At 63.3% G+C, this 25,696-nt stretch carries 31 protein-coding genes; 10 read left to right on the forward strand and 21 right to left on the reverse strand.

Annotation, left to right across the window (positions count from 1 at the left end):
* Positions 1-218: 218 nt before the first annotated feature.
* Positions 219-962: a hypothetical protein gene (locus G6N44_RS28185; RefSeq protein WP_163670576.1), complete on the reverse strand. Its 744-nt coding sequence runs from the start codon at positions 960-962 to the stop codon at positions 219-221.
* 210 nt (positions 963-1,172) lie between these two features.
* On the opposite strand from G6N44_RS28185, the gene G6N44_RS28190 reads away from it, so the two are divergent.
* The gene (locus G6N44_RS28190; RefSeq protein WP_163670579.1) at positions 1,173-1,568 is read left to right on the forward strand and encodes a hypothetical protein; all 396 of its coding nucleotides are present in this window, start codon (positions 1,173-1,175) and stop codon (positions 1,566-1,568) included.
* Positions 1,569-1,648: 80 nt separating this feature from the next.
* Here G6N44_RS28190 and G6N44_RS28195 read toward each other — a convergent pair whose 3' ends face one another.
* The gene (locus G6N44_RS28195) at positions 1,649-1,939 is read right to left on the reverse strand and encodes a hypothetical protein (RefSeq protein WP_163670581.1); all 291 of its coding nucleotides are present in this window, start codon (positions 1,937-1,939) and stop codon (positions 1,649-1,651) included.
* Between the two features lie 41 nt (positions 1,940-1,980).
* The gene (locus G6N44_RS28200) at positions 1,981-2,196 is read right to left on the reverse strand and encodes a hypothetical protein (RefSeq protein ID WP_163670583.1); all 216 of its coding nucleotides are present in this window, start codon (positions 2,194-2,196) and stop codon (positions 1,981-1,983) included.
* Positions 2,197-2,595: 399 nt separating this feature from the next.
* Here G6N44_RS28200 and G6N44_RS28205 point away from each other — a divergent pair, with 399 nt between their 5' ends.
* Positions 2,596-3,213 (forward strand): hypothetical protein, encoded by a 618-nt coding sequence (locus G6N44_RS28205; protein WP_163670585.1) that lies wholly within the window; start codon positions 2,596-2,598, stop codon positions 3,211-3,213.
* An 82-nt stretch (positions 3,214-3,295) separates the two neighbouring features.
* Here G6N44_RS28205 and G6N44_RS28210 read toward each other — a convergent pair whose 3' ends face one another.
* Positions 3,296-4,099, reverse strand: a complete 804-nt coding sequence (locus tag G6N44_RS28210) for an EspK C-terminal domain-containing protein (protein WP_264033073.1) — start codon at positions 4,097-4,099, stop codon at positions 3,296-3,298.
* Between G6N44_RS28210 and G6N44_RS28215 the strand changes: the two genes are divergently transcribed.
* A complete protein-coding gene (locus G6N44_RS28215) occupies positions 4,056-4,829 on the forward strand; it encodes a hypothetical protein (RefSeq protein ID WP_163670589.1) in 774 nt (257 codons plus the stop codon). The genes G6N44_RS28210 and G6N44_RS28215 overlap by 44 nt on opposite strands.
* Before the next feature lie 1,045 nt (positions 4,830-5,874).
* On the opposite strand, the gene G6N44_RS28220 is transcribed toward G6N44_RS28215, so the two are convergent.
* From G6N44_RS28220 to G6N44_RS28285, 14 genes are all read right to left on the reverse strand, one after another.
* Positions 5,875-6,531 carry a hypothetical protein gene (locus G6N44_RS28220; RefSeq protein WP_163670592.1) on the reverse strand — a complete coding sequence of 219 codons (657 nt, stop codon included), beginning with the start codon at positions 6,529-6,531 and terminating at the stop codon, positions 5,875-5,877.
* Positions 6,532-6,680: 149 nt separating this feature from the next.
* Positions 6,681-7,031 carry a hypothetical protein gene (locus G6N44_RS28225; protein WP_163670594.1) on the reverse strand — a complete coding sequence of 117 codons (351 nt, stop codon included), beginning with the start codon at positions 7,029-7,031 and terminating at the stop codon, positions 6,681-6,683.
* Positions 7,032-7,074: 43 nt separating this feature from the next.
* Positions 7,075-7,644, reverse strand: a complete 570-nt coding sequence (locus tag G6N44_RS28230; protein ID WP_163670596.1) for a hypothetical protein — start codon at positions 7,642-7,644, stop codon at positions 7,075-7,077.
* A gap of 291 nt (positions 7,645-7,935) precedes the next feature.
* Complete coding sequence (locus G6N44_RS28235; protein ID WP_163670598.1) at positions 7,936-8,376, reverse strand: hypothetical protein; 441 nt, start codon at positions 8,374-8,376, stop codon at positions 7,936-7,938.
* Entirely contained in the window at positions 8,363-8,662 is a 300-nt protein-coding gene (locus tag G6N44_RS28240; protein WP_163670600.1) for a hypothetical protein, read from the reverse strand. The genes G6N44_RS28235 and G6N44_RS28240 overlap by 14 nt, the downstream gene beginning before the upstream one ends.
* Before the next feature lie 198 nt (positions 8,663-8,860).
* Complete coding sequence (locus G6N44_RS28245) at positions 8,861-9,217, reverse strand: hypothetical protein (RefSeq protein ID WP_163670602.1); 357 nt, start codon at positions 9,215-9,217, stop codon at positions 8,861-8,863.
* 410 nt (positions 9,218-9,627) lie between these two features.
* Complete coding sequence (locus tag G6N44_RS28250; protein ID WP_163670603.1) at positions 9,628-11,130, reverse strand: IMP dehydrogenase; 1,503 nt, start codon at positions 11,128-11,130, stop codon at positions 9,628-9,630.
* Between the two features lie 233 nt (positions 11,131-11,363).
* A complete protein-coding gene (locus tag G6N44_RS28255) occupies positions 11,364-12,512 on the reverse strand; it encodes a tetratricopeptide repeat protein (RefSeq protein WP_163670604.1) in 1,149 nt (382 codons plus the stop codon).
* An 83-nt stretch (positions 12,513-12,595) separates the two neighbouring features.
* Entirely contained in the window at positions 12,596-12,994 is a 399-nt protein-coding gene (locus G6N44_RS28260) for a type II toxin-antitoxin system death-on-curing family toxin (protein ID WP_163670605.1), read from the reverse strand.
* The gene (locus G6N44_RS28265) at positions 12,991-13,194 is read right to left on the reverse strand and encodes an antitoxin Phd (RefSeq protein WP_163670607.1); all 204 of its coding nucleotides are present in this window, start codon (positions 13,192-13,194) and stop codon (positions 12,991-12,993) included. Before G6N44_RS28265 ends, G6N44_RS28260 begins: the two co-directional genes overlap by 4 nt.
* 60 nt (positions 13,195-13,254) lie before the next feature.
* Complete coding sequence (locus G6N44_RS28270; RefSeq protein WP_163670609.1) at positions 13,255-13,692, reverse strand: hypothetical protein; 438 nt, start codon at positions 13,690-13,692, stop codon at positions 13,255-13,257.
* A gap of 2 nt (positions 13,693-13,694) precedes the next feature.
* Positions 13,695-14,036 carry a hypothetical protein gene (locus tag G6N44_RS28275; RefSeq protein ID WP_163670611.1) on the reverse strand — a complete coding sequence of 114 codons (342 nt, stop codon included), beginning with the start codon at positions 14,034-14,036 and terminating at the stop codon, positions 13,695-13,697.
* Between the two features lie 117 nt (positions 14,037-14,153).
* Entirely contained in the window at positions 14,154-15,005 is an 852-nt protein-coding gene (locus G6N44_RS28280) for a zeta toxin family protein (protein WP_163670613.1), read from the reverse strand.
* Positions 15,006-15,008: 3 nt separating this feature from the next.
* Positions 15,009-15,473: a winged helix-turn-helix domain-containing protein gene (locus G6N44_RS28285; RefSeq protein WP_163670615.1), complete on the reverse strand. Its 465-nt coding sequence runs from the start codon at positions 15,471-15,473 to the stop codon at positions 15,009-15,011.
* A gap of 513 nt (positions 15,474-15,986) precedes the next feature.
* Between G6N44_RS28285 and G6N44_RS28290 the strand changes: the two genes are divergently transcribed.
* A complete protein-coding gene (locus G6N44_RS28290; RefSeq protein ID WP_163670617.1) occupies positions 15,987-16,931 on the forward strand; it encodes a hypothetical protein in 945 nt (314 codons plus the stop codon).
* 79 nt (positions 16,932-17,010) lie between these two features.
* Here G6N44_RS28290 and G6N44_RS28295 read toward each other — a convergent pair whose 3' ends face one another.
* A complete protein-coding gene (locus G6N44_RS28295) occupies positions 17,011-17,847 on the reverse strand; it encodes a CPBP family glutamic-type intramembrane protease (protein WP_163670619.1) in 837 nt (278 codons plus the stop codon).
* A 307-nt stretch (positions 17,848-18,154) separates the two neighbouring features.
* On the opposite strand from G6N44_RS28295, the gene G6N44_RS28300 reads away from it, so the two are divergent.
* Positions 18,155-19,450: an integrase core domain-containing protein gene (locus G6N44_RS28300; RefSeq protein WP_163670621.1), complete on the forward strand. Its 1,296-nt coding sequence runs from the start codon at positions 18,155-18,157 to the stop codon at positions 19,448-19,450.
* Positions 19,451-19,918: 468 nt separating this feature from the next.
* On the opposite strand, the gene G6N44_RS28305 is transcribed toward G6N44_RS28300, so the two are convergent.
* Positions 19,919-21,100: a hypothetical protein gene (locus G6N44_RS28305; protein WP_163670623.1), complete on the reverse strand. Its 1,182-nt coding sequence runs from the start codon at positions 21,098-21,100 to the stop codon at positions 19,919-19,921.
* A gap of 290 nt (positions 21,101-21,390) precedes the next feature.
* Positions 21,391-21,783 (reverse strand): hypothetical protein, encoded by a 393-nt coding sequence (locus G6N44_RS28310; RefSeq protein WP_163670625.1) that lies wholly within the window; start codon positions 21,781-21,783, stop codon positions 21,391-21,393.
* Between the two features lie 269 nt (positions 21,784-22,052).
* Here G6N44_RS28310 and G6N44_RS28315 point away from each other — a divergent pair, with 269 nt between their 5' ends.
* From G6N44_RS28315 to G6N44_RS28335, 5 genes are all read left to right on the forward strand, one after another.
* Positions 22,053-22,415 (forward strand): hypothetical protein, encoded by a 363-nt coding sequence (locus G6N44_RS28315; protein ID WP_163670627.1) that lies wholly within the window; start codon positions 22,053-22,055, stop codon positions 22,413-22,415.
* A gap of 562 nt (positions 22,416-22,977) precedes the next feature.
* Entirely contained in the window at positions 22,978-23,130 is a 153-nt protein-coding gene (locus G6N44_RS28320; protein WP_163670436.1) for a hypothetical protein, read from the forward strand.
* 9 nt (positions 23,131-23,139) lie between these two features.
* Positions 23,140-23,397 (forward strand): hypothetical protein, encoded by a 258-nt coding sequence (locus G6N44_RS28325; RefSeq protein WP_163670629.1) that lies wholly within the window; start codon positions 23,140-23,142, stop codon positions 23,395-23,397.
* 787 nt (positions 23,398-24,184) lie between these two features.
* A complete protein-coding gene (locus G6N44_RS28330) occupies positions 24,185-24,661 on the forward strand; it encodes a hypothetical protein (protein ID WP_163670631.1) in 477 nt (158 codons plus the stop codon).
* Positions 24,658-25,242 (forward strand): 3'-5' exoribonuclease domain-containing protein, encoded by a 585-nt coding sequence (locus G6N44_RS28335; RefSeq protein ID WP_163670633.1) that lies wholly within the window; start codon positions 24,658-24,660, stop codon positions 25,240-25,242. The genes G6N44_RS28330 and G6N44_RS28335 overlap by 4 nt, the downstream gene beginning before the upstream one ends.
* The last annotated feature ends 454 nt before the right edge of the window (positions 25,243-25,696 follow it).

A 25,696-nucleotide genomic window follows, 5' to 3' on the forward strand; every position in this document is an offset into this window, starting at 1 on the left:
CGCGCATCACAATTCACTTCACAAATCTTCTGCCCTGCAATCGGTCCCGCACCCCTATCACATCTGATGGCAACCGTCTGCCCCACTAGCGACACGTCCGGGAACCAAGAATTCAGCCCAATCACGCTGCGCACCTGCAGGTTGCAAGATCACAAGTACGAGCTCAAGGGGCAAGCGTGAGAGCGCGCAATCCCGCGTTGGAAATGCGACGCCGATCGTCAATTCCCTGTCTGCATACCGTCGAGCACCGCGTTGTACCGAGGGATCAGAGCCGGGTCGGTCGGGTGGCTGCCGCCTTCGGTGTAACGCAGGAAGACCGTGCCCTTCAGATAGCCCGACGGATAAATCGATGCCCACTTCGCCGCCGAGTCGACGTCAGGGAACTGATAGACCGAAAAGTAGTCGGTCGTCACCAGCTGAACGCAGCCCGCTTTCTGGCAGATCCGCGACGAGTTGTCCCGCGGATCCACAACCGGCAGGCCCGCGGCTGAGATCGCATCAACGACCTGCTGGGCGGTCAACGCCGCGGGCGCCGCTGTAGGCAGCGGGTCGGGCGGGCACTTCCCACCGTCGACCAGGGCGACCTCGTGCTGCGCCTCATCAAGGCCTGTGCGCGCCGCGCCAATGGCGCCGATCGCGAACTTGCCGTTGCCTAGTCGGTTGTCGACGTCACGGGTGCCGCCGGCCGAGCAGTTGATCGAGACAAAGTAGCCGTCGTCTTTGTCCTCAAACTTGCGTTGGAGATCGGCGATGATCGCCTCCGCTTCCCCATGGGTCGGCATTTTGCTGACGTATACCTCAAGGCTGCTGGGCTTCTTGCCGATCTCCAATCGGTAGGCCGGCGCTGCAGTGCCCACGTCGCTCGGCGCCGCGGCGTCAGTCGAGGATTCGGTGGCGCACGCCCCCACAATGGCGACTGACAGCACGGCGCCGAGCAGCAAGACCTTGTTCACGCTGGCCATCGTGTCAGATTCGGCCCTGGTTGGACGGACACTCGCCTACTTCGCGAACACTTCTCGCAGCATGTAGGAACATGGCGCAACAATTGCAGCAGCCTGCGCGCCTCTCAGACCGCTGCGCTCCCCCGCACTCCCCGGACCGCACACGAGGCTGGTTGTCGGTCGCCGCCGATAGAGTGCGCCCCACCCGCTCAGACAAAGGAGCAACCAACCGTGAGCATCGTGATGAGCGACGTACTGGCATTGAGAGAGGCCGCCACAGCGCGCATCAAAGACCGCACTGATGATCCCAATTCCTTTGCCTACCACACAGGTTCAGCCAACGCCGCCAGGGCAGTGCTCTACGCGCTCGCAGCAGGCGAAACCGTCACCGAGAACGACCTAGAGCACACGCTCACCACGCTCACCGCACGTCTCCAACAGTCCCTCGAACACCAACACCACTGGTACTACAGCGGCGAGATCGCGATGACAACCTACCTTCTGCAGCAATGGCCCACCGGAAAAGTCGACGCCGAAACCTCCTGCGCGCAACCGGCCCTGGCCACGCACACACCGAGTCGGCCATTGATCCGGAGCGCCTCAGTCGCCACTGCCGAGAACACTTGAGCTCGTCCATCGATCTCACCTCCGGCAGGTGCGTGGCCACAACCATGTGCTGAACGCCCGCAACATGTTTCGACTGAGAACTAGCCGCCTGAGCGTCGGGTGAAGGCACGAAAGTCCTCCTCCATCGCGCCGAGTGCCCTTTGGAGTTGGGTGAGAATGCCAACGGTGGCTTGCGCTGCCTCGGCGGTTTTGGCTGCTGAAATTGCAGATGCTCTGGCTGCGTACGCGTTGGCCACTTCGGCGCATGCCCGCGCATAGTTGATTGCGCTCTCGCCAGTGGGCGCGTGTTGGGCGTTGAGGATCTCGGAGGCTTGTCCGAGCAGTTTGGCAACGATGTCTTCGGGTTGCGCTCTGGTGGGGTTGATGGTCATGTGCCGGACCGTAAAGGTTGGCGACTGACCTTGTCTAACACCTAGGCCACATTCGTTTCCTGGACCCCCGTTTCACCGCTGTTGCGGGGGTCCAACGCCCTGAGCGAGCGCTCAATATTGTTGAGCATGTTGACGGCGATCTCGGTGAGGTCTGCGGTTCTGTTTGCCGCGTTGGCGGTCGCGGTCGCGGCGATGGCAGTGGCCAGCTCGGAGGCGTAGTTGATCTCAGCGGTCCCGACGGGTGCGTGCGGGGTCATGCACCGGAACCTATGGCGGTAACCGTCGCCATGGGTGCCACGAAGGGTGTGTCGTCCCGGTCGCCACGGTGGTGCGCTTCCGGCGCAGCATGCCGTCATCTCTGCCATCTCCGCTGGCGATCGCGGCCATTAGCCCTACAGTAGATTCATGCAGGTACTGGGGGGGCTCACTGTTGGCGTGATCGTCGCGCTCTTATTCGCGGTCGTATTCGTCGGCGTTTTCGTACACCACTTTTGGCCGCTACTACTAGCCGGATACGTAATCTGGGGCCTCGTTAAGCTGGTGCAGCATTTCCGTAGAGACAGCACCTACGGCGCGCCGCCCCCCATCCCTGCTGACTATTACCGCAGCTAGACGTCATGGCCGAATCGGGGCTCAGCAAGATCGGGGGGTAACGCATGGAAGGCTGGTTGGAGCGCACCGGCGAGCATTGGCCGGCAGCGACATCTAGACGTGGTCAGCCTGAGCAATGGTGGGACTATGCGCACACCGCTGCCGTGGGGCTGCTCGACGGGAAGCCGCCTCCACCTGTGCAGGTATACGGTCCTGTGCTGATGCGCGGCGAGGCGGCATTCTTTACGGCCAGCGCCGACTATTCGCGGCTGTATAGCGGCGACGGTAGCTACACATCGACAGGCCTGCTCGCACTGGGGAGCCCGGGATTCATGATCGGGGCCTTCGCCGCCAGCGGCTACATCAACCACCGCCGCAAAGCCGCCGCGCGGCGCGACGCTCAGCAGCGGTGGAGAGATTCCCAGCGGGTTGGCTTGATCGGAACCAGCCAGCGGTTACTGGTGAACGTCGCCAGACATGGGTGGTTGTCGTTCGACTATGGCGCCGTCACCGAGTACTACCCCGACCTTGGCAAGCGAACGCTCACCTTGGGTTTCGGTCAGGAGGCCTCGCCGATGCGCTTATCAGGCCCCCCGGTGTTGGCTGCGTGCGTTTTGGTTAGCGCGGCGGTCGCCCCTGACTCGTGGCATCAGGACCCACGCCTGGCGCCGCTCCTCAGGTGATCCGATCAGATCTGGTCAGGTCATTCGAACTTGGGTCCGAAGTGGCAACTTCTGAACGATCGTTGACAGGGATGAACGGCTGTCACGCAGACGCTGGCACCTTCAACTGATCGAGGTTCCACTGCCAGTAGCCGTAATCGGAGTACCGGTCCCGCGCATCCTGCGCATCGCTAGCTGCGCGCACCGCAACTTCAGCACCTGCCAACTGGGCCTCACAGAACGCCTTCCACGCAGCCACCCGCACCGCGGTGTCCAACTCCGGACTCAAACTCAGTGTGACGTTCAGCCAGAGGTCACTGGCCCGAGCAGGGTCTGCCGTCACCTGCTCAGCCGCCGACGGCAGCAGCGAAGCCAAGGCCGCCACAGTCTTTCCCTCGACCTCACCAGCCAATTCCGGATCAACGACCTCCAGCCGTTCCAAGCCACCGATCATCGACTCTTGAGCAGGCAAGTCATCAGGCGAGACCGTATGCACCTCAACACGACTCACATCATTGATCCCGATGGCCTGCTCGAAGCCCGCCAGGAGAATCAGGGGGTCCCCGGTCGCAACAGCCCACGCCTGAACCGCGCGGACCGGCTGACCGATCCACGACATCCGAACAGCAGCAGGAATGTCCCCGTGCGCGAAAACATGCGATGAAGCCAACATTGCACTGTCCGGCCGCGGCAAGCGCACCGAAGCCGGAAGCCAACCCAGCCCAATATTGTTGGCCACCACCAACATTCCATCCGCCCGACCACCCACACACCACAACAGCTCAGGCCAGCGCCGCGTCGCAGCATGCAGCGCCGCGCACAACGTACGGGCCTCACTAGCCACACGACCCCGGCTATCGCCGGTGGCCTGCGCGATCGATCGCCGCACCACCTCGGCGCGCGACATCGCCGCCGGCACCACCGACGACGCACCCACACCCGCCGGCGAAGCTGGCGCACTCACCGGCGGCGGAGGCGCGGCGGCCGACATCGGCGCCGGCGCGGGCCCTCCACCAGCAGGCGAAGACATCAACGGCGGCATCATCCCGCCCATACCACCCATGCCGCCCGCTGGCACATGCGATACAGGCTGCGCTGTCACCGGGGTCGCGGCCGCAGGAGCAGGCGCGGCAGTCGCCGCCGCGGGGGGAACAACCGGGGTCGCCGAAGGCGGCGGAGTCATCGGCGCGACCGGCCCAGCCCCACCCGACGGCGCTGCTGGCGGCGGCACGAACGCTCCAGCTCCAGGCGTGTTGTTCAACAACGACCCCGATGCCGCGCTCAACGGCTTATCGAACGCGGCCGGCGACACCGGTGTTGCCCCACCAGGACTGCCCAGCGGCGAAGACGGCAACGACGGCAACGACGGCGGCTTGGGCGCGCCACCGCCACCAAGTGGCGACGACGGCATCGACGGCGAACCTATGCCCCCAGGCATAGGGCTGGACGGACTGGTCGTCGTATTCGGCGTACCCATGTCATGGCCAACCTCAGCGGGCGCAGGCTCGGAGGTGCCGTCGGTCGTGGCTCGATGGTCGGGGGACGATTTGTCGTCAGAACCGATGTCTGTGCCGGCATCACCCTTGCTGGCGTTGTTGCCGTCCGCTTTCTCGCCCGACTTCCCCTCAGACCCTTGATCTGCGCCCTTCTTTGAGTCCTTCTTGCCTGCGCCGTCACCCTTCGAATCACTTTGAGAGCCAACGTCAGCACCGGAAGCGGGGCCCGGCGCCTGTGGTGCAGGGCTCTCCGGGTGCGATCCGAAACTGGCGGGTTGCACGCTGTGCTCAGCGGGCTGCACTCTCGGTGCAGTTGCGGCAGGAGGCAGAGTCGGCGACGGCTCAATTACCGGCACCGCCGGTATCCGGCCTGCACCTTGGGCAACAGTCCGCACATTCTCGGCGTGGACCTCGTTGATTCGCGCAATGATGTCGCAAGCGCGGAGCCAGGCTGGCCGATTGGTGTTGTTCTCGATGCCGCGGATGTCTTCGTGTGCCCTGTCTACCCTGTCCCGGATCTCCATCTTGACATCGTCAACAGTGTCAACGGCCTGTTGAACCCATTTTCGCCAGTCCTCCGAATAGTCGGCCGTGTCGATTGCCTGGCGGACAGTACGGTCAGCGAAGTCTCGGATCGGCTCGAACAGGTCGCCGCCAAAGGTGTCGTAGATCTCCCACCTGTTGCTTCGCGAAGTCGCAACAGTTGCCTCGGTGCGGATCACCCTGGCATTTGCCGCGGCGAGATATCCAGCGAGTGTTGCCGACGACACCTGCGGCCATGCAACACCCGCTGTCATCGCAGCAGCGTATTTGCCTGTAGGGCGATCATCGACACCCATAGTGGTCACCGCGGCCATAAGTCCCTATTCTGCCGGGCGTTGGGCAGTCACCTGCGATGAAATCGTGCAGAGTTAGACGTAACGCGTCGTCGACTCAACAGACGACGCTGCGGCTTCGTCCTTCTCCTCAACATGACCGTGCGTAACACCAGAGCGAGTGCTGAGTTCAACACCCCGTTGAGCGTCCGCCTCCTCCCGAGCTGTGAGCTCGGACTCTGCGAGAGGCATCGCTTGCAGTGCCACTGAAATTGGGTCAGCTCCGCCAACCGGGGCCGCAAAAGCCGCCGATGGTGAGCATGTACTACCCACCACCGGCGGCGCTGCGCGCATCGACATCGAGGACGCCACTACGGCTGCAACCTTTCGCAAACCCGCACGAGGCCGCCGCTCGCGGCGAACATGTTGCGGTAGTTCTGGTAGTCCACCGGCGTGTACGTTCCATCACCTAGCACCGTCGACAACTTCGAAGAGCCGTCGAGCATGCCGTCGATCAGCATCTTTAGCGTCGGGTTTTCAGCCCGAGCCTGCAGGTCGGCCAGTCCGGTGTCCCAGCGACCGAAGTACTCGATCAAACGCTGGTTGGTGGCCCGCTCGTCGGCCGTCCAGGCCGATGCCGGCAGATCCTTGCCCGCGATCGATGTCGGGAGTCCGTCAGCTGCCGCCGCTTCGGCGATGTTGTTGGAGGCAACGTTGTACTCGCGGCACCACGCCACATCCGCGTCCGTGAACTCCTGTGCGACAGGCACTCCGGGCACCTCCACCGTCTTGGCGGTGGCAGCCGGTGACGGGGCAGTCCCCCGACCGGCGGCGAATGCGCCTCCACCGAGCGCCAAACCTGCTACGGCGACGGCCGCCACAACCAGCCACCGACGACCGCGGCGCGGCCCGCGAGGCGCCGGCGGCGGCGGGGGAAGCTGCGGTGCCGGCGCAGTCGGCGCAGCACCGAATCCAGGAGCCCCGAACGACTGGGCAGCTCCCGGAACGGCCGGATACTGCAGCACCATGCTCGTCATCGTACCGACTACCTCCGTTCTCGGATAGCTGCGAAGTGGGACTTTGCGCCCGTGCGTCGAGTATAGGGCCTATGTCCGACATGTTCAATCGGATATGCGGCCAATACCCGATCGTTCTCACGCCGATTTCGGCCGCTCGGTCATTCGCTCCCAGCGCCCTCGCCGCCTAGCTGCCCTTCGACCATCTCGACAAACGCCAGGTACTCGGCGGCGGCTATGTGCGGATGCCTGTGGCCGGTGCTGAGCATTCCCAGCAGTGCGTCGTCTTCGAGTTCACGAGTTGCCGCGTCCAGGTTTTCTGTGAGGTCGAGTTTCGCCGCCAGGGCTTTGGCGAAGTTGTCCACAATCTGGCCCAGCCTCAAGTGGGGTTGTTCTCGCCAGTAGGCGCCAAGCTCGCTCAAGAGTTGGTCGATGCGTTCTGGCCGGCGCCCGCCAGGTCCGCCCGGTGCGAACGCAATGCTGTCGATGGGACGTGGTGGTCGAGAGGACATGGTGCTTGCTCCTTGCTGACTAAGCGATCGGTCAATCAATCTGCTACGGCTGCAATCTCTCGCACACGGCGACTAGCCCACCACTGGATGCAGAAGCGTTCCGGAACAGTGTGAAGTCGGCGGGAGTGTAGGTGTCGTCGCCGAGCACCGTCGACAACTTCGATGACCCATCCAGCATGCCGTCGATCAGCATCTTTAGCGTCGGGTTCTCGACCTGGGCGCGCAGATCTGCCAGTCCGGTGTCCCAGCGACCGAAGTACTCGATCAGGCGCTGGTTGCTGGCCCGCTCATCAGGTGTCCAGGCCGACGCCGGCAGATCCTTGCCCGCGATCGATGTCGGCAAGCCGTCAGCCTTCGCCGCATCAGAGATGCGTGTGGAGGTGACGTTGTACTCGCGGCACCACGCCACATCCGCGTCGGTGAATGCTTGGGCGACAGGCATTCCGCGCACCTCGACGGTTTGGACCGCGGCCTGCGGGGTGGGGGCGGTGCTTCGACCGGTCGCGAATGCTCCGCTCATCAGCGCCAGGCCGCCGACTGCCGCGGCTGCAATACACCACCATCTGCGTGGCTGCTTTGGCGGGAACGGTGGCGTCGAGTTGACGGTCGACATGACTCTCTTCTCGGTCCGTTGGGGTGCGGGCCGCATGTTGCGGTTGATGTCGCCGTGCCGTGGGTGGTCGGGGAAGCCAGCGCGTCAGCCACGGCCTGGCGGATCGACGTCACCCCTGGGTTCCTGCTCGACTGGCCGCTGAACACTCAGAGCCGGAGCTCGACTTGTGCAGCGGCGCTGTGGGATGGGCACAGTCGTTGATTGTGCCCAGGCCGCGGCCGGCCGCGTCCGAGTTTTTGCCGCCATTTTGCGTACACGAGGTACCGCGGCGCGGGGCTGGGTGGGTTTGGACTACTTGGGGCGGAAAAGGATTGGCACTTTCACGGTGCCCGGTTGGGAGGGGCGGCATCCGCTCTGCTCGACTTTCGACAGCAGGCCGGTGCCGGTGTCACCGTCCCATTCGAAGATGAGCTTTCCTTGGCCATTCGAGTTATCAGCGCAGATCGGCAGCAAGCCAACGACTTGTGAGCTCCATTTGTTGTCGGTCGTGTGGGCGGCCACGAGTTCACCCAGTACCGCCGATGTGATGGTGGCGTAACAGCCCACGGTCAGGCGGGCGCACTCGGGGACGATGGTCCAGGTGTCGAGCACTGTGCCTTGCTTGTTGAGGACTTCGTAGTCGCCGGTCATCAACTTGCCGTCGGCAGCTGCTGGTGCGGCCAGTGAGACCGCTGATGCGCACACGATCGCCGCAGCCATCACCAGCTGTGTGATCTTTCTATTTGTAGGCATCGACACATCCGGCGATCGCGTCGTCGAGGTCGATGCCGTCAGGTTCGGGGTTGTCTTCACCCGACACGACCTCCTTGTAGGCCAGTTCGTTGGCAAACGCGGACTTCACTGCACGAGTGCAGGCGTCCTTGACGTCGCTTACGCCATGATTCTCGGCGATCCACCTGGCATGTGCGCTCTCAGTTTTGCCGAGATCGTATGAGTACTGATCTCGACCGATCGAACAGGCCGCGGAGGCCAGCAGCACCGCCGCCGCGCAGCAGAAGTACACAAGTCGTCGTCCCACCGGCACTCCAGTCTGCACGTCAGCGATCCCCGAACGAGCCATCGTCAAACGACGCCCCGGCGTGGGTCAATGGACCCTATCGGATCGACGATGCTTGAAACGGTCGGTTCCCTGGTTTGATCCGAAACAACCATCCGTCCTGGAGCAAACGCACCTGGGCGTGCTGGGTGAAGTTGTCAAATGGTGTCGCTGTTGCGACTACATGTCGGTCCATCGAGAGATGCCCGGATTCAGTCTGGCCGCGACCTCGTACACATGCCGATTGTCCCCCTCGTAGAAACCGGGAACTCGGCCGTGGCCAGCTGGTAACGCTCCGGAGGACAACCATTCGGTGAAGGTGTCGAACATCGCGGCCAGGTTTAAGAACGTTGTGGCGGGGATGTCGCCCAAGAAGTCGTCGATCACCCGGTGGTTGCCGTTCTCGTCGGCCTGGGTCTCGACCAGGAACACGTTGCCGTCCTCTTGAAGGAATGGAAACGCGTCCTGCCACGGCGGTTCAGCGTATTCATTCGATCGCCGGTGATCCCACTCTTCGAGCGCGTCCTCGAAGCTCAACAGCCAGTAAATGCCGTAGAACGACGGCTGATCGAGCTCGTACTGATATCCCGGGACCAGGTTGAAGCCCCGTAGAACTCGCGAACGTCCGATGGCGGTTGAGGCAGGCTGGCGCGGCCAAGGAGTTCGTCCATCCGCTCTGTCGGAAGGCCCGGGCGAAGGTAGCGGGTGAACTCGTCACCGGCTGCCGATAGCCGCTCGAACAGCCGGGTCGCTGATTCAACTACTCCCACCGATTCAGACTACGGGCCCCGCAGTATCACCGATGTTCGGTGACCTCCGATGGTTCTAACTGTCAAGGCCGGGTCTCGCAGATCAACGGTGTGCGCGGCATTTTCAGGCAGGGAGCGCTTGCAGTTGACCCATCGGTGAGCGCTTCAGTCTTCGCGTTGGCAGGTGCCCAATCACAGTCAGTTGAGATTGGTGCGGGTGGTGCGGATATCGATGTTGGCGTGCGCTTCCTGGAAGCTTTGATCGGAAACCAGAGTTAGCCGGGCATTGTCGTGGAATTGTCGGAGTGTGGTGGCGCCGCATGAGGTCATGGTGGCTTTGATCTTGGCGATCGTCAGTGCGAGACCGTCGTTGAGGTCGCCGGCGTAGGGCACGAAGCCATCGACGCCTTCTTCGAACGTCAGCCCCCCGGTGCCGGGTTGTTCGTACCGTTGCCAGTTGCGGGCCCGGTGGGAGCCTTCGCCCCAATATTCTTTGACATAGCCCTCGGCGGTAGGCACTTTCGCCCCGGGTGCTTGGTCGAAACGGGCGAAGTACCGACCCATCATGACGAAGTCGGCTCCCATCGCCAAGGCAAGTGCCACGTGATAATCCAGCTGAAGGCCACCGTCAGAGCACACCGGCACATACTGGCCTGTGCGCTGGGCGTAGGCGTCGCGAGCGGCCGCGACATCAAGCACAGCGGTGGCTTGGCCGCGGCCGATACCTGTCTGGTCACGGGTGATGCAGATCGACCCACCCCCAACACCGACTTTGACGAAGTCGGCACCAGCGTCAGCTAGATAGTCGAATGCTTGCCCGTCGACGACGTTGCCTGCGCCGATGACTACGTCGGGATAGTGGGTTTTCACCCAGTCCAATGCGTGGGCTTGCCACTCGCTGTAGCCGTCGGAGGAGTCCAGGCACAACGCGTCAGCACCCGCGGCGATGAGCGCAGGGACCCGCTCTCGGTAGTCGTGAGTGTTGACCCCCGCACCGACCCGCAGCTGCTTATCGGCGTCCACCAACTGATGGGGGTGGCGCTTGTTGTCGGTGTAATCAGATCGAAAGACCAAGTGCTGCAGTCTATTATCGTTTGCGCCGATCACGGGGAGGCAGTCCAGGCGCCCCTCCCAGAGTATGGTGTTGGCCTCAGTCAGCGTTATGGGCGATCTAGCGACGGCAAGGTCGGCAATTGCCACCATGCGGCTGGTCACGGGCGCCTTGAGATCGTGGCGCTGCGGATGAAAGTCGCGGGAGCTGATCAACCCGATCAGCTGGCCGTGCGCGGTGCCGTCCGCGGTGACGGCAGCGGTGTCATGATCGGTGCGCACCATCGCATCCCACAGCTTGCCCAGAGTGGTTTCGGGTTGCACGTTGGTGTCGCTGACGACGAAGCCGGCCTTGAATGCCTTCACCGCTTCGATATCGGCGACCTGCTCGGCGATAGGGCGATTGTGATGCAGAAAGCTCAGCCCGCCGTGGCGGGCCAATGCGATCGCCAACTGCGGCGAACTGACGGCCTGCATGATCGCGGAAGTGAACGGCGCATGCAGTTGGAGTCTCGACTGTTGCCCGACGGCGTGACGCGCCAGCGGTGCCACGAGTTGCACGTCATCAGCGCGACATTCGGTTGACGTCTTGTTGGGCAGGAGCAGGAACTCATTGAATGTGCGGGAGATGCCCTCAACAATCTGTGCCATAGACCAGCTTGGCCGATCGCCACATGAAAGATCAAATCAGCCGCGCCACCCTTCCAGCGCTCGAAGAATTGCCGCTATTCCGCATGCGATTGCGGCGCAGACACGAACCACGGTGGTGTCCCGGCTCTCGGTACGAACAGATTTCGCGGGCGGGCCAGTCCAGTAGGCGGAGACGCATTCGTCGTAGTTGACCGCGAAGAGTTAGACACTGCCGCCTGACGCCTTCGCAGTCATCAGAGGAGAGCTGACGCGAGATAGTGTCGGGTTAGGCCAACATCGCGGTGCTGCGCTCCGAGCACACGGATCTGATCAGCCAACACGGCGCGCAGATCAGCGGCCTGTTTCTTGGAGCCGGCCAGGTACATGCGGGTCTGCAGTGTCACCGGATCGTCGGGCCCCAGGGCCGACAGCTCGTCGACGAGCAACACCTCAAGTGCTGCGATACGCGCGCCGATGCCGTGCGCGGAGTGCTCGAGTGCGAACGCGTGGTCTCGACGGGCTTGGAAGGTCTGACGGTCTGCGGGCCCGTACACGCGAGCAAGGTCGCTGATAAGGCTCTCGTAGTCAGCCAGTCCCCCAGCGATGTCGCCGGCGGACAGCTTCTGGCCGGCGAGCGCGCCCCTGATGTCGAGGACCTCGCGGTCATCGGGTCCCCGCTCGCGAGTCAGGGTGGCGAGGTCTGTGTGCAGCTCGACGACACCGTCCACCTCGGAGTCGATGCCGCCGATCAGCTCGGCGACGGCGTCGTCGACTTTGATCCGCTGCTCCTCGTTGAGTTCGTCGTTGCCGGTTTCGTACAGCTCCTCGTCGATGTAGATGTCCCGGGCCATGTCGGCGAGATCGTTGAGCGCGGTGCGCCAATATTCGAGCGTGGTGGCCGCCGCGGTGGTGTTGGGGTGGTCGGGTCCCAGGTTCCGCGTGTTGGCGGCCAGGATCTCCTCGTAGGCGTGCACTGCGCCGCCGGGGTTGTCTGTCCAGTCGCGAATGTCGCTGTAGCTGTGCCGGATTGACACCGTGGTCAGGTGGTCGGGCCCGAGTATTGACACTGCACGCGGCCACAACCGCTCGTATTCGGCCAGGGCCGCATCGCGGTCTCCGTTCCTCGCTAGCCAGTAGGCCCGCATCCCGGCGGCCGCCAACGTGACGGCGTTGTCGGCGCCCAGCACGGCCACACACCGGTCGGTGGTGATCTCAAGGTCGACGAGTGCAGCGATCGGATCGCCGGCCAAGCCACGTTGGTTACCCAGGTTGGCGCGCGCCGCAAGCGTCGTTTCATGGTCGGGACCGAGTCGGCTGACGTGGTCGAGTACTTGCCGAAGCCCATCCGCCACAGACTCTTCCGACCACTGGGGTGATCCGGATCCGGTTGCGTTGTCAGACATGTCGACTCACAGTCGCACTGCCCGGTGTTGACCGGCATCTGGATGCGGGCGTACCCAACATCATGAGATTGCCCACCTAGTGCTCATGGCCGGACACCGCCACCATCGGCAAACTCGTGCAGCGACTCGGCGATGGATTCGACCGAAGTCTCTACTCCGGTGGCGACATTGAGGACCAGGCATTCCGCTGCGTCCACGTCGTATTCGGCGGCCAACTCGACACCGTTGATAGTCAGGAAGATCCACGTTGCAGCCCACGCGGTTGTTACATTGCCGTCAACGAAGGCATGGTTGCGGGCCAGGGACTGCAGGAGCGCGGCAGCCTTGCTCAGTACATCCGGATAGGCGTCGAGACCGAAAACTGTTGCGCTCGGCCGAGCGAGCGCTGACTCCAGCAGTCCGTAGTCGGTAACTGCAGGCACTTCCCCGAGGGCGGCCGTGCCCGCGACAAGGACATCGTCGCGATCGAGATAGCGGATCACTTTTCACGCAACCGCCGGTTCAGCTCGGCAGATCGCTGAGCTACTAGCTGCGCGGCTGCCGCCACCTGTTGCTTGTGGCGATCCGCGCGCTGCATGGCGGCGTCGTGCACGAAATCCTTCAAGCTCTGGTCAGCTTCCTGGGCGGCTGTCCGGATGCTAGCGAGCTCGGCGTCGTCGAACGGGACGTTCAAAGCGGCCATACCCACAACGGTACCGGAATAGGTACCATTTGCGGTACCCGCAGGTTTGTGGTGCCTTGACTAGGCGTAATGCCCCAGGATGATCAGCAATCCGGAGAATCCCACCCAGACGAGTGCCGAGCCGACGAGGCCGCGGGTCCACCATGGCTTGGGCAGGGCGAGGGGTAGGACCGCGGTGCAAAAGATGCTGAGTGGGATGTAGCCGAGCAGGCCCATCACGAGTCCGTAGCCGTGGACGTCGCGGTTGGGGCCCCCATACATCGAGGACAGCATCATGAAGATCGCGAGAAGCAGTGCCGCACCGGCTGTTCCGCCAGCGATCGCGGCCACGACCCGGACCACGGTCGTGGCCTGACTCTCTGTGCCAATGGGTTTCGCGGGCGGGGCAGTCCAGTGGGCGTAGCGGTAGTCGTAGTGGTTGAGCGGCGGGGCGGCGTGAGTGCTCCACGTGGGCGGTGGTGGTGTGCCTGTTCCGGGCCCGGCTGGGTGCTCAGCCATGGTCACGACCCTCGTTGATTTGCTCGGCGTTTCGCGCTGATGGTTCGGCCGCCGAGAACGATGTACGGGGTGTTGAAGTAGGCGTGGGACAGCGTCATGACGGCGACCATGAGGAAGACCAGCACGCTGATGTACCAGCCGCTGAAAAGGAACGCCAGCGCGGCCAGGAGGCCAGCCACGGAGTATCCGGCCCAGTAGGCGCGGCGTTCGACAGCTGGCGAGGACGTCAGATGGACGACGGCGCCGCCCAGAAGCCACACCACGGCGGCGGCGATGAGCAACGCGATGGATGCAGGGGGCAAGGTCGACTCCCCCATGCTCGTTGTTGCCAAATACGCTGTCACGATCATTCCTCCGCGGTGTGGGGCCAAGTTCTTGCATCAAGCTTGACACCGCATCGGGGGTGGTCAGTGCACCAGTTTCCGGCGGCCGCCCTAGTCACGTCGTTGACTCAGGGGCCGCTATTGGCGGTAGAAGCGCTCCTCTGTGATTTCGAGGGCGCCGGTGGGCTGCCGGCCCAAGATCATGACGTGCACATTCGGGATGTCTCCAGATTGTGCCGTGTCGATGAGCTGCAGTGCGTTCGTAATGCAAACGCATCGGCCGGTGGCCGGGTAGCAGATGTCGATTGCCTCGGCTGGTGTGAATCGGCCGCCCAGGTGATCTGATCCGTTGACCCAGGCGAGTCGGCCTTCCCACCATCGGGATAGGGCTTGCTGATGGGCCTGCGCCTGCCCGACCTCGACGCCGTACACCTCGATGGTCTCGTACTGGGCGTCGGCGAGCTCGCGATAGAGGTGCTGGCCGTGCGGTTGCCAGGTGAGCGTGCCCTCTATGACGATGTTTTCGTTTCGGCCGATGCAGATTTTGCGGAGCTGGTCGGCAAGCTGGACTGATTCGTTGTGCACGAGCGCGGCCAGCTCGCGTGGCGCCACGGTGTATCTGTCGGCGAGCACCTCAGTGAGGAGCTCGTCGTAGATGCCGTCCTCGAGTGCTTGTTCGATGAGGTCGTCTTTGATGGCGTCGGCGTCGATGATGCGGTAGTCGGCCAGGTTGGCGACCCGGGCTTTGATAGCACTGCTTTTACCTGAAGCTGGGGCTCCAGCAGAGATCACGCTGAGTCCATCGCTGCGCGGGTTCCCTTGTGCGAGATGGCGTTCGATGACCTCTCTGTGAAAGAACCGTCGCCGGGTGGAGGTTGCGTACCGTCGCTCGGTGCGGCCGGGCGCGTCACGGTGCAGTGGGCCTCCGGAGGCCGACCGGGCCGTGAGTTGTTCAGCAACCTGGGTGCGCAGGTTGTCGTAATCGGTCACCGGCTAAGCGCCCGTGAGGTGGCGGTGGGCTAGACGTTCGAATTCGTCGTCGGTGAGTAGGCCGCGGTAGAAGGCCATTTCGATCTCGTCCCAGTCGCGGCTCATGTAGGCGTCGGTGGCGACGCCTTCGACGCGAGCTACCCCACCGAAGGAGTATTGCCATTCCAGAAGTCGCTTCATCATGGTGTCGGTGTCGATGAGTCCGGCTGTGCGGAGGTCGATGAGCTCGGCGGGTTTCTCGTCGAGTTGGTCCGGGTCGTCGGTGAATCGGCGCAGGATGCGCTGGACAGTGGGCTGCGAGTGGCTGCCTACGAGATCGCTGATCTCCCGCTGGGACAGTCCGCCGCGGGTGGCAGCCTCGTAGATCGAGCGTTCGAGGTAGCGCTTGTAGGTGCGCAGCAGGGCGGCATTGGTTGCCAGCTTCTTCTTGACCTCGCCCTTGCTCTCTTCAGCCACGCCGGTCGACATCGTTTCCCACCTTCCGCTTCCGCACTGATTCATCTTGAATCAGTTTCCAGTGTAGAACTGTCCTCCGATTGCCGCCACCCATGTCGCCAACCACCCCCCACAAGCCGCGCGGCGGGCAACGAGCACGCCCGGGCTGAGCCTGAATCACCGCTGCACTGCACACCAGCTCCCAGTTATGGGCGAGGCCTGCGGACGTCGCCGCATGCCTGGCGATAAGCACCTGACGGCCCGGCACTGTCTAGTTTCGCCACCTTGCGGCACATGGATCGGTAGTGTGCCGCGCTACAGAAGCAGACAGGTAAACCGACGACCGATTTACCGTAGGCGCAGCGGCATCCGTAATAGGAACTGAGCATTCGCAGGAAAGTAGGCCTACCGGTGCGATCGCGGACCCTAGAGAACCGGCTTGCGGTGGCCACGTCGTCTCTGCTGGCATTTGCGACGGTGGGCTGCTCAATCGGGTCGGGCTCTGAGGTGGATCGCTGGGCCGCCCTCCCCCACACGATGGGCTGCATGTTCCTGCCAGGCGATCAGCTCGCTGACCCACCCGGCGCCGGCCTTGTGCGTCAAGTGACCTTGTCGCATGGTGGCGGGAACCGCCTCCGCCTCGACGTCGAGTTCAAGATCCGTGTCCCGCCGGAGCCGAGACTGATCGCTGGCCGCTACGGACCACAGGAAGCGCCAGGCAGCATAACCACGATCATTGAGATCCGTCCGAAGCACGTTCAGGGAGACAAGCTCATCGAAGTGTCCTCACCGTCACCGAAAGCTGGACACGGCTGGACCGCAGACATTTCGATGTTCGATGAATCAAACCCAGACATTCTGGACTCCGTCAGCGTGCGCGGTCGCACCCTCACCCTTGTCCTCGACCTCAACGCGCAAGAAGAAATCCTCGGGACCGGCGAGTTTCAGGCTGATGTCGATATCGTGCAAATGGTTGCAGGACAGCCCGATTCAACAGGTTTACCCAATGTCTTCCCGGTGCGCTCGCCTCAATGCCTGTGGTCCACTCCTCCCATCGAGAAGCCGGCGAGCCCAAGTACGCCCGCGGCACCTTCGGCGAATCCATCACCTCCAGATTTGACCGGTGCGCCGGCAGCCGCGGACGGGTCAGCACGCTATGTGCGAACGAAGTCGGGCAAGGTTCGCTGCGTCGTCGACCCCGGTGAAGTGGTATGCGAGCGAACCTCAGTCGAAGGATTTCCCCAAGCCCCTGCCAGTACGACAGGCGCGGGCCGATGGAACTTGGCGAAGGTGGACACTAACGGCACCCTCACCTGGGCGGAGGGAAACATCGGCGGCGCCGATCTCGACGACGACCTTGTTCTGGAATACGACCAGGTGCAGCAACTCAACGGCTGGAACATCGAACCCACAAGCGGTGGAACGCGATTCACCAACACCCCCAGCGGGCATGGAGTGTTCGTGAGCATCGACAACGTGTACACGTACTAGCCGATCCGGCACTATCCCGAGTCGACCTACGATTCCAGCCGTCCTCCGGTGGGGATCCGCCAGCGATTGGTCAACCGATCTAGATCCTCAGCAACACGGGCAACTCTCTCATCGGTGTGACGAAGAGTCGCCTCGCCACAGACAAGGAACCGATAAGCACGGTCCCCAGCACCAGCCCTATGAGGATGACCAACATGTAGGCCGGGACTATCCCGTCGGCGTGGTCGGTGTAGGGGCCGTTGGTCGTCATCAGCACGTTGAGCAGACCGTGCCCGACGATCACAGGCCACAGCGATCGGCTGAGATACACCAGCAGCAGTGACGCGGTCGACCACACCGCACACCACACCGCCACGAGCGCGACGGCCGGGATGAGGGCACGGCTGTCGGAGGCATAGTAGAGATGCATGACCGTGCGTGTACCAGAACTACACAGAGCCAGCGGGATCACCGTTGTCATCCGAAGCCGCGGCCACAGCAGCACGATCAGACCGACGTAAACGGGTTCTTCTACCACCCCCGCGACACTGGCTTTGGCGGCGGCCAGGACCCAGTCGTTAAGGCTCCCTGGCGCGAGCGGGTAGCTGACCGTTTCAACCCCGAAAAAGGCGCGCCCTGCATGCCAGAGCCATAACGCGGCGCAACTCACGGCCATGAAGGTCAACGCGACCGCAGAACCGAACCCGACTGTTGCAGAACAGGAATGCCGAGGGTGTCGCGGCAGGTTTCTATGGCGGTCACCGTAGGACACCCACGATCGGACCAGGACGAACGTAGCGAGCGCGACGCAAGCGGACAACACCGAGAAGGCGAAATGCTGAATCGAAGGCGAAACCGCACGAAGGCCGTGTCCTGGCAGCAAGGGCAAGACCCCTGCCACCGCCGCCGATGTTTGGTTGGCCACCAGCGCCGTCACGTACACAGCCCACCGAGCGCCGGGACTACGTGGCGAACACCGCGCCACCAGGGCGGTGAACGCAATGGCAGCCAACGTCGCTACAGCGCCGGCGGCGGGCACGTCCCAGAGCGCTCTCCAAGCCAGGCCGACGCACATCACAGCCCATCCGGACAGCAGCCACGTTCTGTTGGCGATCATCGAACGCCTTCCTTCTTCCACGATTTCGTGACGTGTTATGTCTCAGGACATCGGTGACAGTTCTGCATCAGGACATCGGTGACAGTTCCGATGGTCTTGGTGGTGACACTTCCGACCCCAGGCTCGGGTGGTGGCCGTTAATGAACCTATCGATCCTCGTGTTCGCCTCGCCATCTCGCAGTGGCCTGAGGATGCACCTCGCGGGGCGGTGACGACGTTCTGCGCCGAGCACGGTATATCTCGAAAGTCGTTCTACGCGTTGCGTAAACGCGCCCAAATCGACGGGCCGGCCGCGGTGCTCGAACCCAGGACTCGACGCCCAAAGACCAGCCCGTCGACATGGAGCGATGAGATCAAGGATCAGGCCATGAAGGTTCGTACCGCCCTTGAGCAGTCCGGTCTGGATCACGGGCCGATCAGCGTGCACGAGAAGATGCGCGTGATGGGTCTGGGGCAGGTCCCGTCCACGGCGTCGCTGGCACGCCTCTTCCGCGAGGCCGGAGTGGCACGCCAGGAGCCGAAGAAAAAGCCCCGCTCAGCCTGGCGGCGGTTCGTGTATCCGGCCCCGAACGCGTGCTGGCAACTCGACGCCACGGAGTACGTCTTGACCCGTGGACGCAAGTGTGTGGTCTTCCAACTCATCGATGACCACTCCCGCTACGCCGTGGCCTCGCACGTGGCCTGGGGTGAAACCGCCGAGGCTGCGATCGCCGTCTTCGACAAAGCTGTCACCAATCATGGGGTGCCCCAACGACTCCTGTCCGACAACGGAGCAGCACTGAACCCGTCGCGGCGCGGGTGCATCGGCCAACTCGTCACCCACGTGGGCGCTCTGGGCGTGGAGGCGATCACGGGCAAGCCCTACAAGCCCACCACCCAAGGCAAAAACGAACGCTTCCACCAAACCCTGTTCCGCTACCTCGACAAACAGCCTCTCGCCGAGACACTCAACGAACTGCAAGCCCAGGTCGACACGTTCGACCACATCTACAACACCGAGCGCCCTCATCAAGGGCTGCCCGGCCGCGTCACCCCGCTGACCGCGTGGGAAGCGACCCCCAAGGCCGATGCACCCCGACCGAAACCTGACCGACCCACCTTCCAACGCATCCCCAGCCGGCACCAACGGCCCCGACCGCAGCTGCCCGCCGACCTGCCCGCCGGCACGCACCTCAGAACGGTGACCACATCAGGCACGATCGGCCTGGACTCGGTGTCCTACAAGGTCGACGTGAACCTCACGTTCGAGCACGTCCTCGTCGTCAGCGCCGGCAACAACACCGGCGATGCGGTCATCATTACCGACCTGCACGGCGAAGTCCTCGCCGAGCACACCCGCCCCGCACCCGGCATCACCTACGTCGGCAACGGCCGACCCCCAGGAACCCGCCCCAAGACCACAGAACCGTCACCGAAGTCCTGATACACCAACTGTCACCCATGTCCTAATGCAGAACTGTCACCGATGTCCTGATACATCACACACGATTTCGTGACGGACACGAGGCCAGCTCGAACAGTTATTCGACACTGCACGGCTGACTCTAAGCACAACTTTCCGACAGTGGTTGCCTCGGCCGGTGTGTCGCTTTTTCATCCACAACGTGGGTACTGGCTACCAACGGTGGCCCGCGAACACCTCGACCCCGGTTGGCCACAGGCCGAAACGACTTCGCACATCACCTGGTCTGCACGGAGTCCAAGTAGCCCATGGAGGACCGCGAGCTGCGATGCGTGAGCGTCGCCGCAATTACTCCATGGCTGCTGCGAGCACTTCTGCTGCTGCGCTGCCTGGAGTCGAGTACTGCGGCAGGCTATGGCTGTCAGCGTGCGCTCGGGCCGCTAGATGGGAGGATCTGCCGATCGTTTCGCACGGCTGGTTCGTCGGCCTTCAGGCAGAGCGGCCAGAGGGCAGCCCGGCAAGGATGCCGGCGGCCTCGATCGCTGGAAGCTCCGCGATGTCCCTCCAGCTGACCGCCACGGTGGAGATCTTGTCGAGGCAGGATTGGATCTCACGTTTTACCAAGGGCAGTTCGGGATCGCCTGTGCTCGCGCGAGTGAGACGGTCTACGAGTTTGGCGAGTCGTTCCAGGGCGGCCCGTTCAGTCGGGGTGCGGTCTCCTAGTCCGGTTTTTGTGGCGTACTCGTTGGCGGCGTACCACGCCGACCAGGCGGTGTCGGCGAGTTGACCGACGGTGTTGATGCGATGTTGTGGCGCATCGTCGACCAGGTCTTCGACGGCGGTGGCGAGGTCGTGCATTGCGTTCTCGTAGGCCACGGTGGTGGGGACGGTTCCGGTGGTGTCGCGCAGGAGTGGTTTGGTGAGGTACCACGCTTCAGTGTCGAGCTTGTAGGCGAGCCATTCGCTGTGCAGGTCGATCAGGGTTTGACGGGCTTGCGCGACGGTCAGTTGGCCCGAGTCGCCGGTGTTGGTCCGCGTCTGCGAGTCAGGTGAGGATTCTTCGAGCGATTGCTCCGGCTGACGTCGAGCGGAGCGGGGGCCGTTTGACGCACGAGTGGCGGCTGCCAGGCGCATGGCCTCTTCAAAGGACAGCGCAGTCGACCGTCTCGCGTCGACGACCTTTGTTGCGACGTCGACAGTGAGAGCCAGACCGAGCAGGGTGCCCACCACGACGGCGACCATTGGGAGATCACCCGACATCTTGTTCAGGAGCAGCACTGCCAACGCGAAAACACCGGCTGACGCCAATGCCTGCAGTGGGCCCTGCAGTCTGCCATCGGCGGATCCGGTGCCTTCAAGGATCTGCTTGACACGGATAACCTGGTCGTCGCCATCAAGCTGCGGCACCATCGGATCGAGCAGGATCGCCTCGATCGGGGTGGTCGCCGCCAGCTCGGCAACCTCGCCGTGGTTACTGCGGTAAAGGAGAGTGCGCCGCTCAGCAGCGACCCGACGCTGAAGTCTGCGGCCCAGCCGAGGATCATTCTCGTAGTTGGCCAGGGCGTGGAGCCTGTCGGGCAGGGAAGCCTCGTTGACGACCGCGCTGAGCTCGCTGTTGCACGAGATACCGTGGGACTCCTGCGAATTCGGTTCCTCGTGAATGTCAGGCATGTCTGGGCCCCTCATTTGTCGTTGATCGGTGCGCGGCGGATCGAGGGCCGATGCGATGAGGCGCACCCCTAGGGGGCGATGCACACCGATGTTCGGTGCTGACTGAGCTCGTTGATTCTACCGACGCCTGAGACCACGCGGTGTCTCTCTGTGAGTTTCGCGCGGCGGGCCTCTTCCGGGGGTTCACCCCGTCGACGTTCATCAGCGATCGACAGCGATTCGGCCAGCAGGGCGACGCCGGGTGGTGCACCGCGGCGCTCTCGCGCCTGGCCTCTGTGCGAGCGAGCGTTTTACCAGGCACTGTGACCGCCACCGTGGTTCTCGCCGCCGCAGGAGCATGAGCAGGCCGGACCGACGGCGCTCATGCAGCGGTCGTCGCACGTCCGGTCGGCAACGTAGGTGCCTTTGATGCGGACGACGTTGACGTGAGGCGAGTGGCAGGCGGGGCAGGGTGTGCTCAATGCGCGGTCAAGGTCGTAGCGATCGCGCAGGGTGAACGTCCGGCCGGCGATCTCAGCGGTCTGGGTGACCGAGGGGCGGCCGAGGCGTTCCCGGAGGGTGCGGGTGATGGTGTAGTCGCGGCGTCCGGCCGCTTTGCAGTCGCGGCAGCGAAGGATGACGTGTCCGGTGCTGCGGGTGACCTGGGCGTCGGCAGCAGGAGTGGTCGCCGATGTTGTTGCCATGGTGGTCGCGCTCCTCACAGATTTATTGGCTTGCCATTTATACTAACGTCGGCCCCTCGAATTGGCAAGCCATTTGCTCGGGCGCCGCTCCCTGCCGGACGTCACCGCTGCCCGCCAGGCACCCCTTCCCTCAACGGTCACCCGGTGTGCGGAAGGTCCGCCGGAGACGTCAGCGACTGAGCCGAAGAAATCCGAATCACTTACTCCGAGCCGCAATAGGCCGAATTTTTCTGATCCGCACCCCCCCAACGACCTATACCGTTATCCCCATGAGCGGAGGCATGGACGGTGCAAAGGCATCCGTTCGTCGTGCGGCCGCAGCCAAGCCGAAGTTGGATTGCTCGTGCGGCCGAACCGTTTACAGCAATGCCGGTATTCGCGCCCATCAGAAAGCCTGTGAGGTCAGCCTCCGCCAATACGGCTGGCCCCTCGACGATGCGATGCGCCGAGCGGTATTCGAGGAATACGGCACCAAAGCGGCGGTCGCCATACTGCGGCACGTCCAACTCGGACTCGGCGCGATCTATCTGACACGACGCCTGGCCGGCCACAAGACCGAGATGCGATGGACCGACTTCCGCGACACCGTGTGGCGCCTGGCCGACGAGGCTGCCACCCACCCGGCGTCGTGATGGCAGCGGAGTTTGAGCGATGCACTGGCCCTGGGCGGGAATGGCGTTACGTGCTCGTTGCCGCGGGTGGAAGTACTTCGCCCACCGACTGATCGACTGAAGTCAGGAGACACGATGAGCGAATTGCCCAGCGCGGTAGTGCAGAACCCCGCGTGCGGGGTGTGTGGATGCGAAACCACCTTCGATGACGGATATTTCGTCTGCGAGGACTGCCAGCTCCGCTTCGACCAGCCCAACTTCGGCGCATCATTCCTCGATCCGACAGTCCAACCATGCGGAGCGCGGTGTGACAACGCATGGCACGGCGATCACAAAATCCAACCGGGCGCGGGCTACGACTGCGGCGCATGCAAGCTGCCGACCGGTCACACCTCGATTCTTCACTGGACGGGATGTCTCCCCCGCTCCATCGCGAGCTGACCGAAGCGATCCGTGATGGGCGACGATGATGCCAAGGACGACGTGGAGCTGGATGAGTACGTGTGGAGCGAGCGGACGACATTCTCACCGTGGTCCACAAACGCAAAATTTATCGGCACAACCTACGGAGAACTGATCATAAATGAGCACCATTCCAGAAGGTTTGAAAGACATCCTCATCGAAGCGATCGAAGAGGAACTGGAACTCGGCGGCGATGCAGGGTCCGTAGTGGCCTGCGTGGAGAACACGCTCGCCGAAGAGCGCTACGACATCAGGCCGAGCGACCCGACATAAGGAATTGTGATGAGCGCCCACGAGCAGCACTGCAACGTCATTCACGGCGCCGGCACGCAATGCGAACATGTGCCACCCGATGACGATGACGACGACGTGGAGCCAGACGACCACGTGGGCTCGATCGGTGAACAGTTGCACGAGGCATACCAGGACGGCTGGGCCGCCGGATACACCGCCGGGATCGCCGCCGAGAAGGAACGCCGCAACAGTCGGGAGAGACGAAATCGCAAGCTACGCAAGCTCCGACCGCGCAGGCTGACGTAAGGAGATGGACGATGCTCGATCAATGCCCTGATTGCGGGGTGGATCTAGAGGACCGCGGCACCGACGTTCACTGCTGGAAATGCGGCAGGGACGTGGCGAGCGGCCGACGACAGTCGTGGATATGCCGAACGATCCGAGGCGATTTCTGACCGCGAAGACTTCATCGCGCGTCACCGCTGAACCTCACGGAAGGAACGGTGGCATGGCAGACAACAACCCCCAATGCACCTGCCCGTACAACCACGCTGGCGACAATCCACACTGCCCGACACACGGAACGCAAGCGTGCCCCTGCGGTCGCTCAGGACTGCACCCGGGCACGCTCGAATGCCTCACGAAGCTGATGTAAGGCGATGAGATGAGCGTCGGTCTAGGGCGAGTAACGCATGCGATGGTGGGCGCAGAGGTGATGCATAAGCCAACCGGCGCGCTGGTCACTATTGAGCGGGTGTCACCGCCGAGCGGTGTTTACGTCGACTTCGGAGAGGGCCCAGAGCTTCACGATGCCGAGGACTTCCGGCGCTGATCCGCTGGAAATCCCGACCTGGCCCAGGAGGTGCAAATGTACAACTGCAAGGCCGAGCTTTGCCCGATGTGGGTGGGGACGATTGCCTGTGTGAGGTGTTCGACCTCGATCCAGACAACCCGCCGCGCAATGGGACATTCACCGTCACCGTCGCCGACACCCTCCCGTAAGGGATCCCGTTCCATGGCGCTGCAAATTCTTGGCTGGGTTTTACACCTGGGCGATCAACCTGGCTTGTCCTAGATGGAAGGGAGAAAAGCCATGAGTAGAGACGCCATGCTGCCCTGCTTCAAGTGCGGCAAGACACTCATCAATGCTGACGAGGAATCGCAGAACCAGCCACGGGAGGGCACCGAGTTCCGCACCTACGGCCACTACGGCTCGACGTGTTGGGACAGCGTCGACGGAGAGGAACTGGTACTCAACGTCTGTGACGACTGTCTGCGGGAACACGCCGAACGCGTGGCCCAGCACAAGCGGTTCCGGCCAGTTGTCACGACTGGCCGGCTGTTGGTTGGCAAGCACTGGGTCGAGCGCCCCCTGGTGCCCTACACCGGACACCCCGACGACGGCGAGCTGATGATCGAACCCGAGGAGGTCGGTACCGAGATGCCCAACACAGAGTGGCCCGACAACGCCGCTGAGCTTCGTGAGTACGCCGTGAAACTGGCCGACGACCTGACAAATAGCACCGCGGACCGCCGCGCCACACCCAGTCGACCACAGGAAAGCCGATGACCATCAGCTATTGCTATGACACCGAATTCCTGGACGACGGCTCGACAATCGACCTGATCTCGATCGGCATCGTCTGCGAGGACGGCCGCGAGTACTACGCCGTCAACAGCGACATGCCCCGAGAACGAATCAGCCGCGACGACTGGCTATGCCAGAACGTCGTTCCGCACCTGCCCCTCGTCGACGGCAAGATCGAGCAGCTCGCGGGAAACAGAGGCTGCGTCTGGGCGCTCGACATGACGTCCCCCTTGGTCAAGCCGAAGCAATGGATAGCCGACGACGTTCGGGAATTCTTGCTGCCCGCTGCCAGCGATCACAATCCCGAGCTGTGGGCCTACTTCGGCGCCTATGACCACGTGGTGCTCGCGCAGCTCTGGGGAAAGATGATCTCGCTGCCCGCCGGCATTCCGATGTACACCCACGACCTTAAGCAGGAGATGGACCGGCTCGGCATCGCAAGCACCGCTGTCCCGCACAACCAGGACGCGCACGACGCGCTCGCTGACGCGCGGCGGAATTGGGCCATGCTGCGCGAGATCCGCCGCCCCCAGATCACAGATGGAACTGGGGCGTTGGCGTGACCACGCGGGAGTTTATGGATCGGGTGCGGCGAGAGATCGAAACTCATGCGCATGAGGGCTGGCAGCTTCAACAGAGCGTCCAGGGTGGTTGGTATTGCGCGGCGTGTGGTCAATCCGTCGGTGCCGACGGGCACTTCGATGGTTCAACCGACGACAAACGCCTAGCCGCCCGGGGCTCTTGTCCCGACGCTGGCCAGGGCTGCGAATGCCGGCCAGGGCCAGTGCGGTGTCTGCATTGCGCCGTGCGAATCGTCATGGTTACCCCGCTGATCGGGATGCCGCGGTGGGAACACACGCTGCCGAGCGGTGATTCGTTTCTGCGCTGCCGTCGCTGGCCGTACGCGGTTGCCGAGCCCGAACCGTGGACGCTGCAGTCAATGCCCGAGTGCCAGCTGGTAATCGTGGCGCCCACGTGCCATCCATCACAAGCCCAGGAGTGACTGTGGACGACTGC

The organism is Mycolicibacterium alvei (assembly GCF_010727325.1).
In the GTDB taxonomy this organism is placed as follows: domain Bacteria; phylum Actinomycetota; class Actinomycetes; order Mycobacteriales; family Mycobacteriaceae; genus Mycobacterium; species Mycobacterium alvei.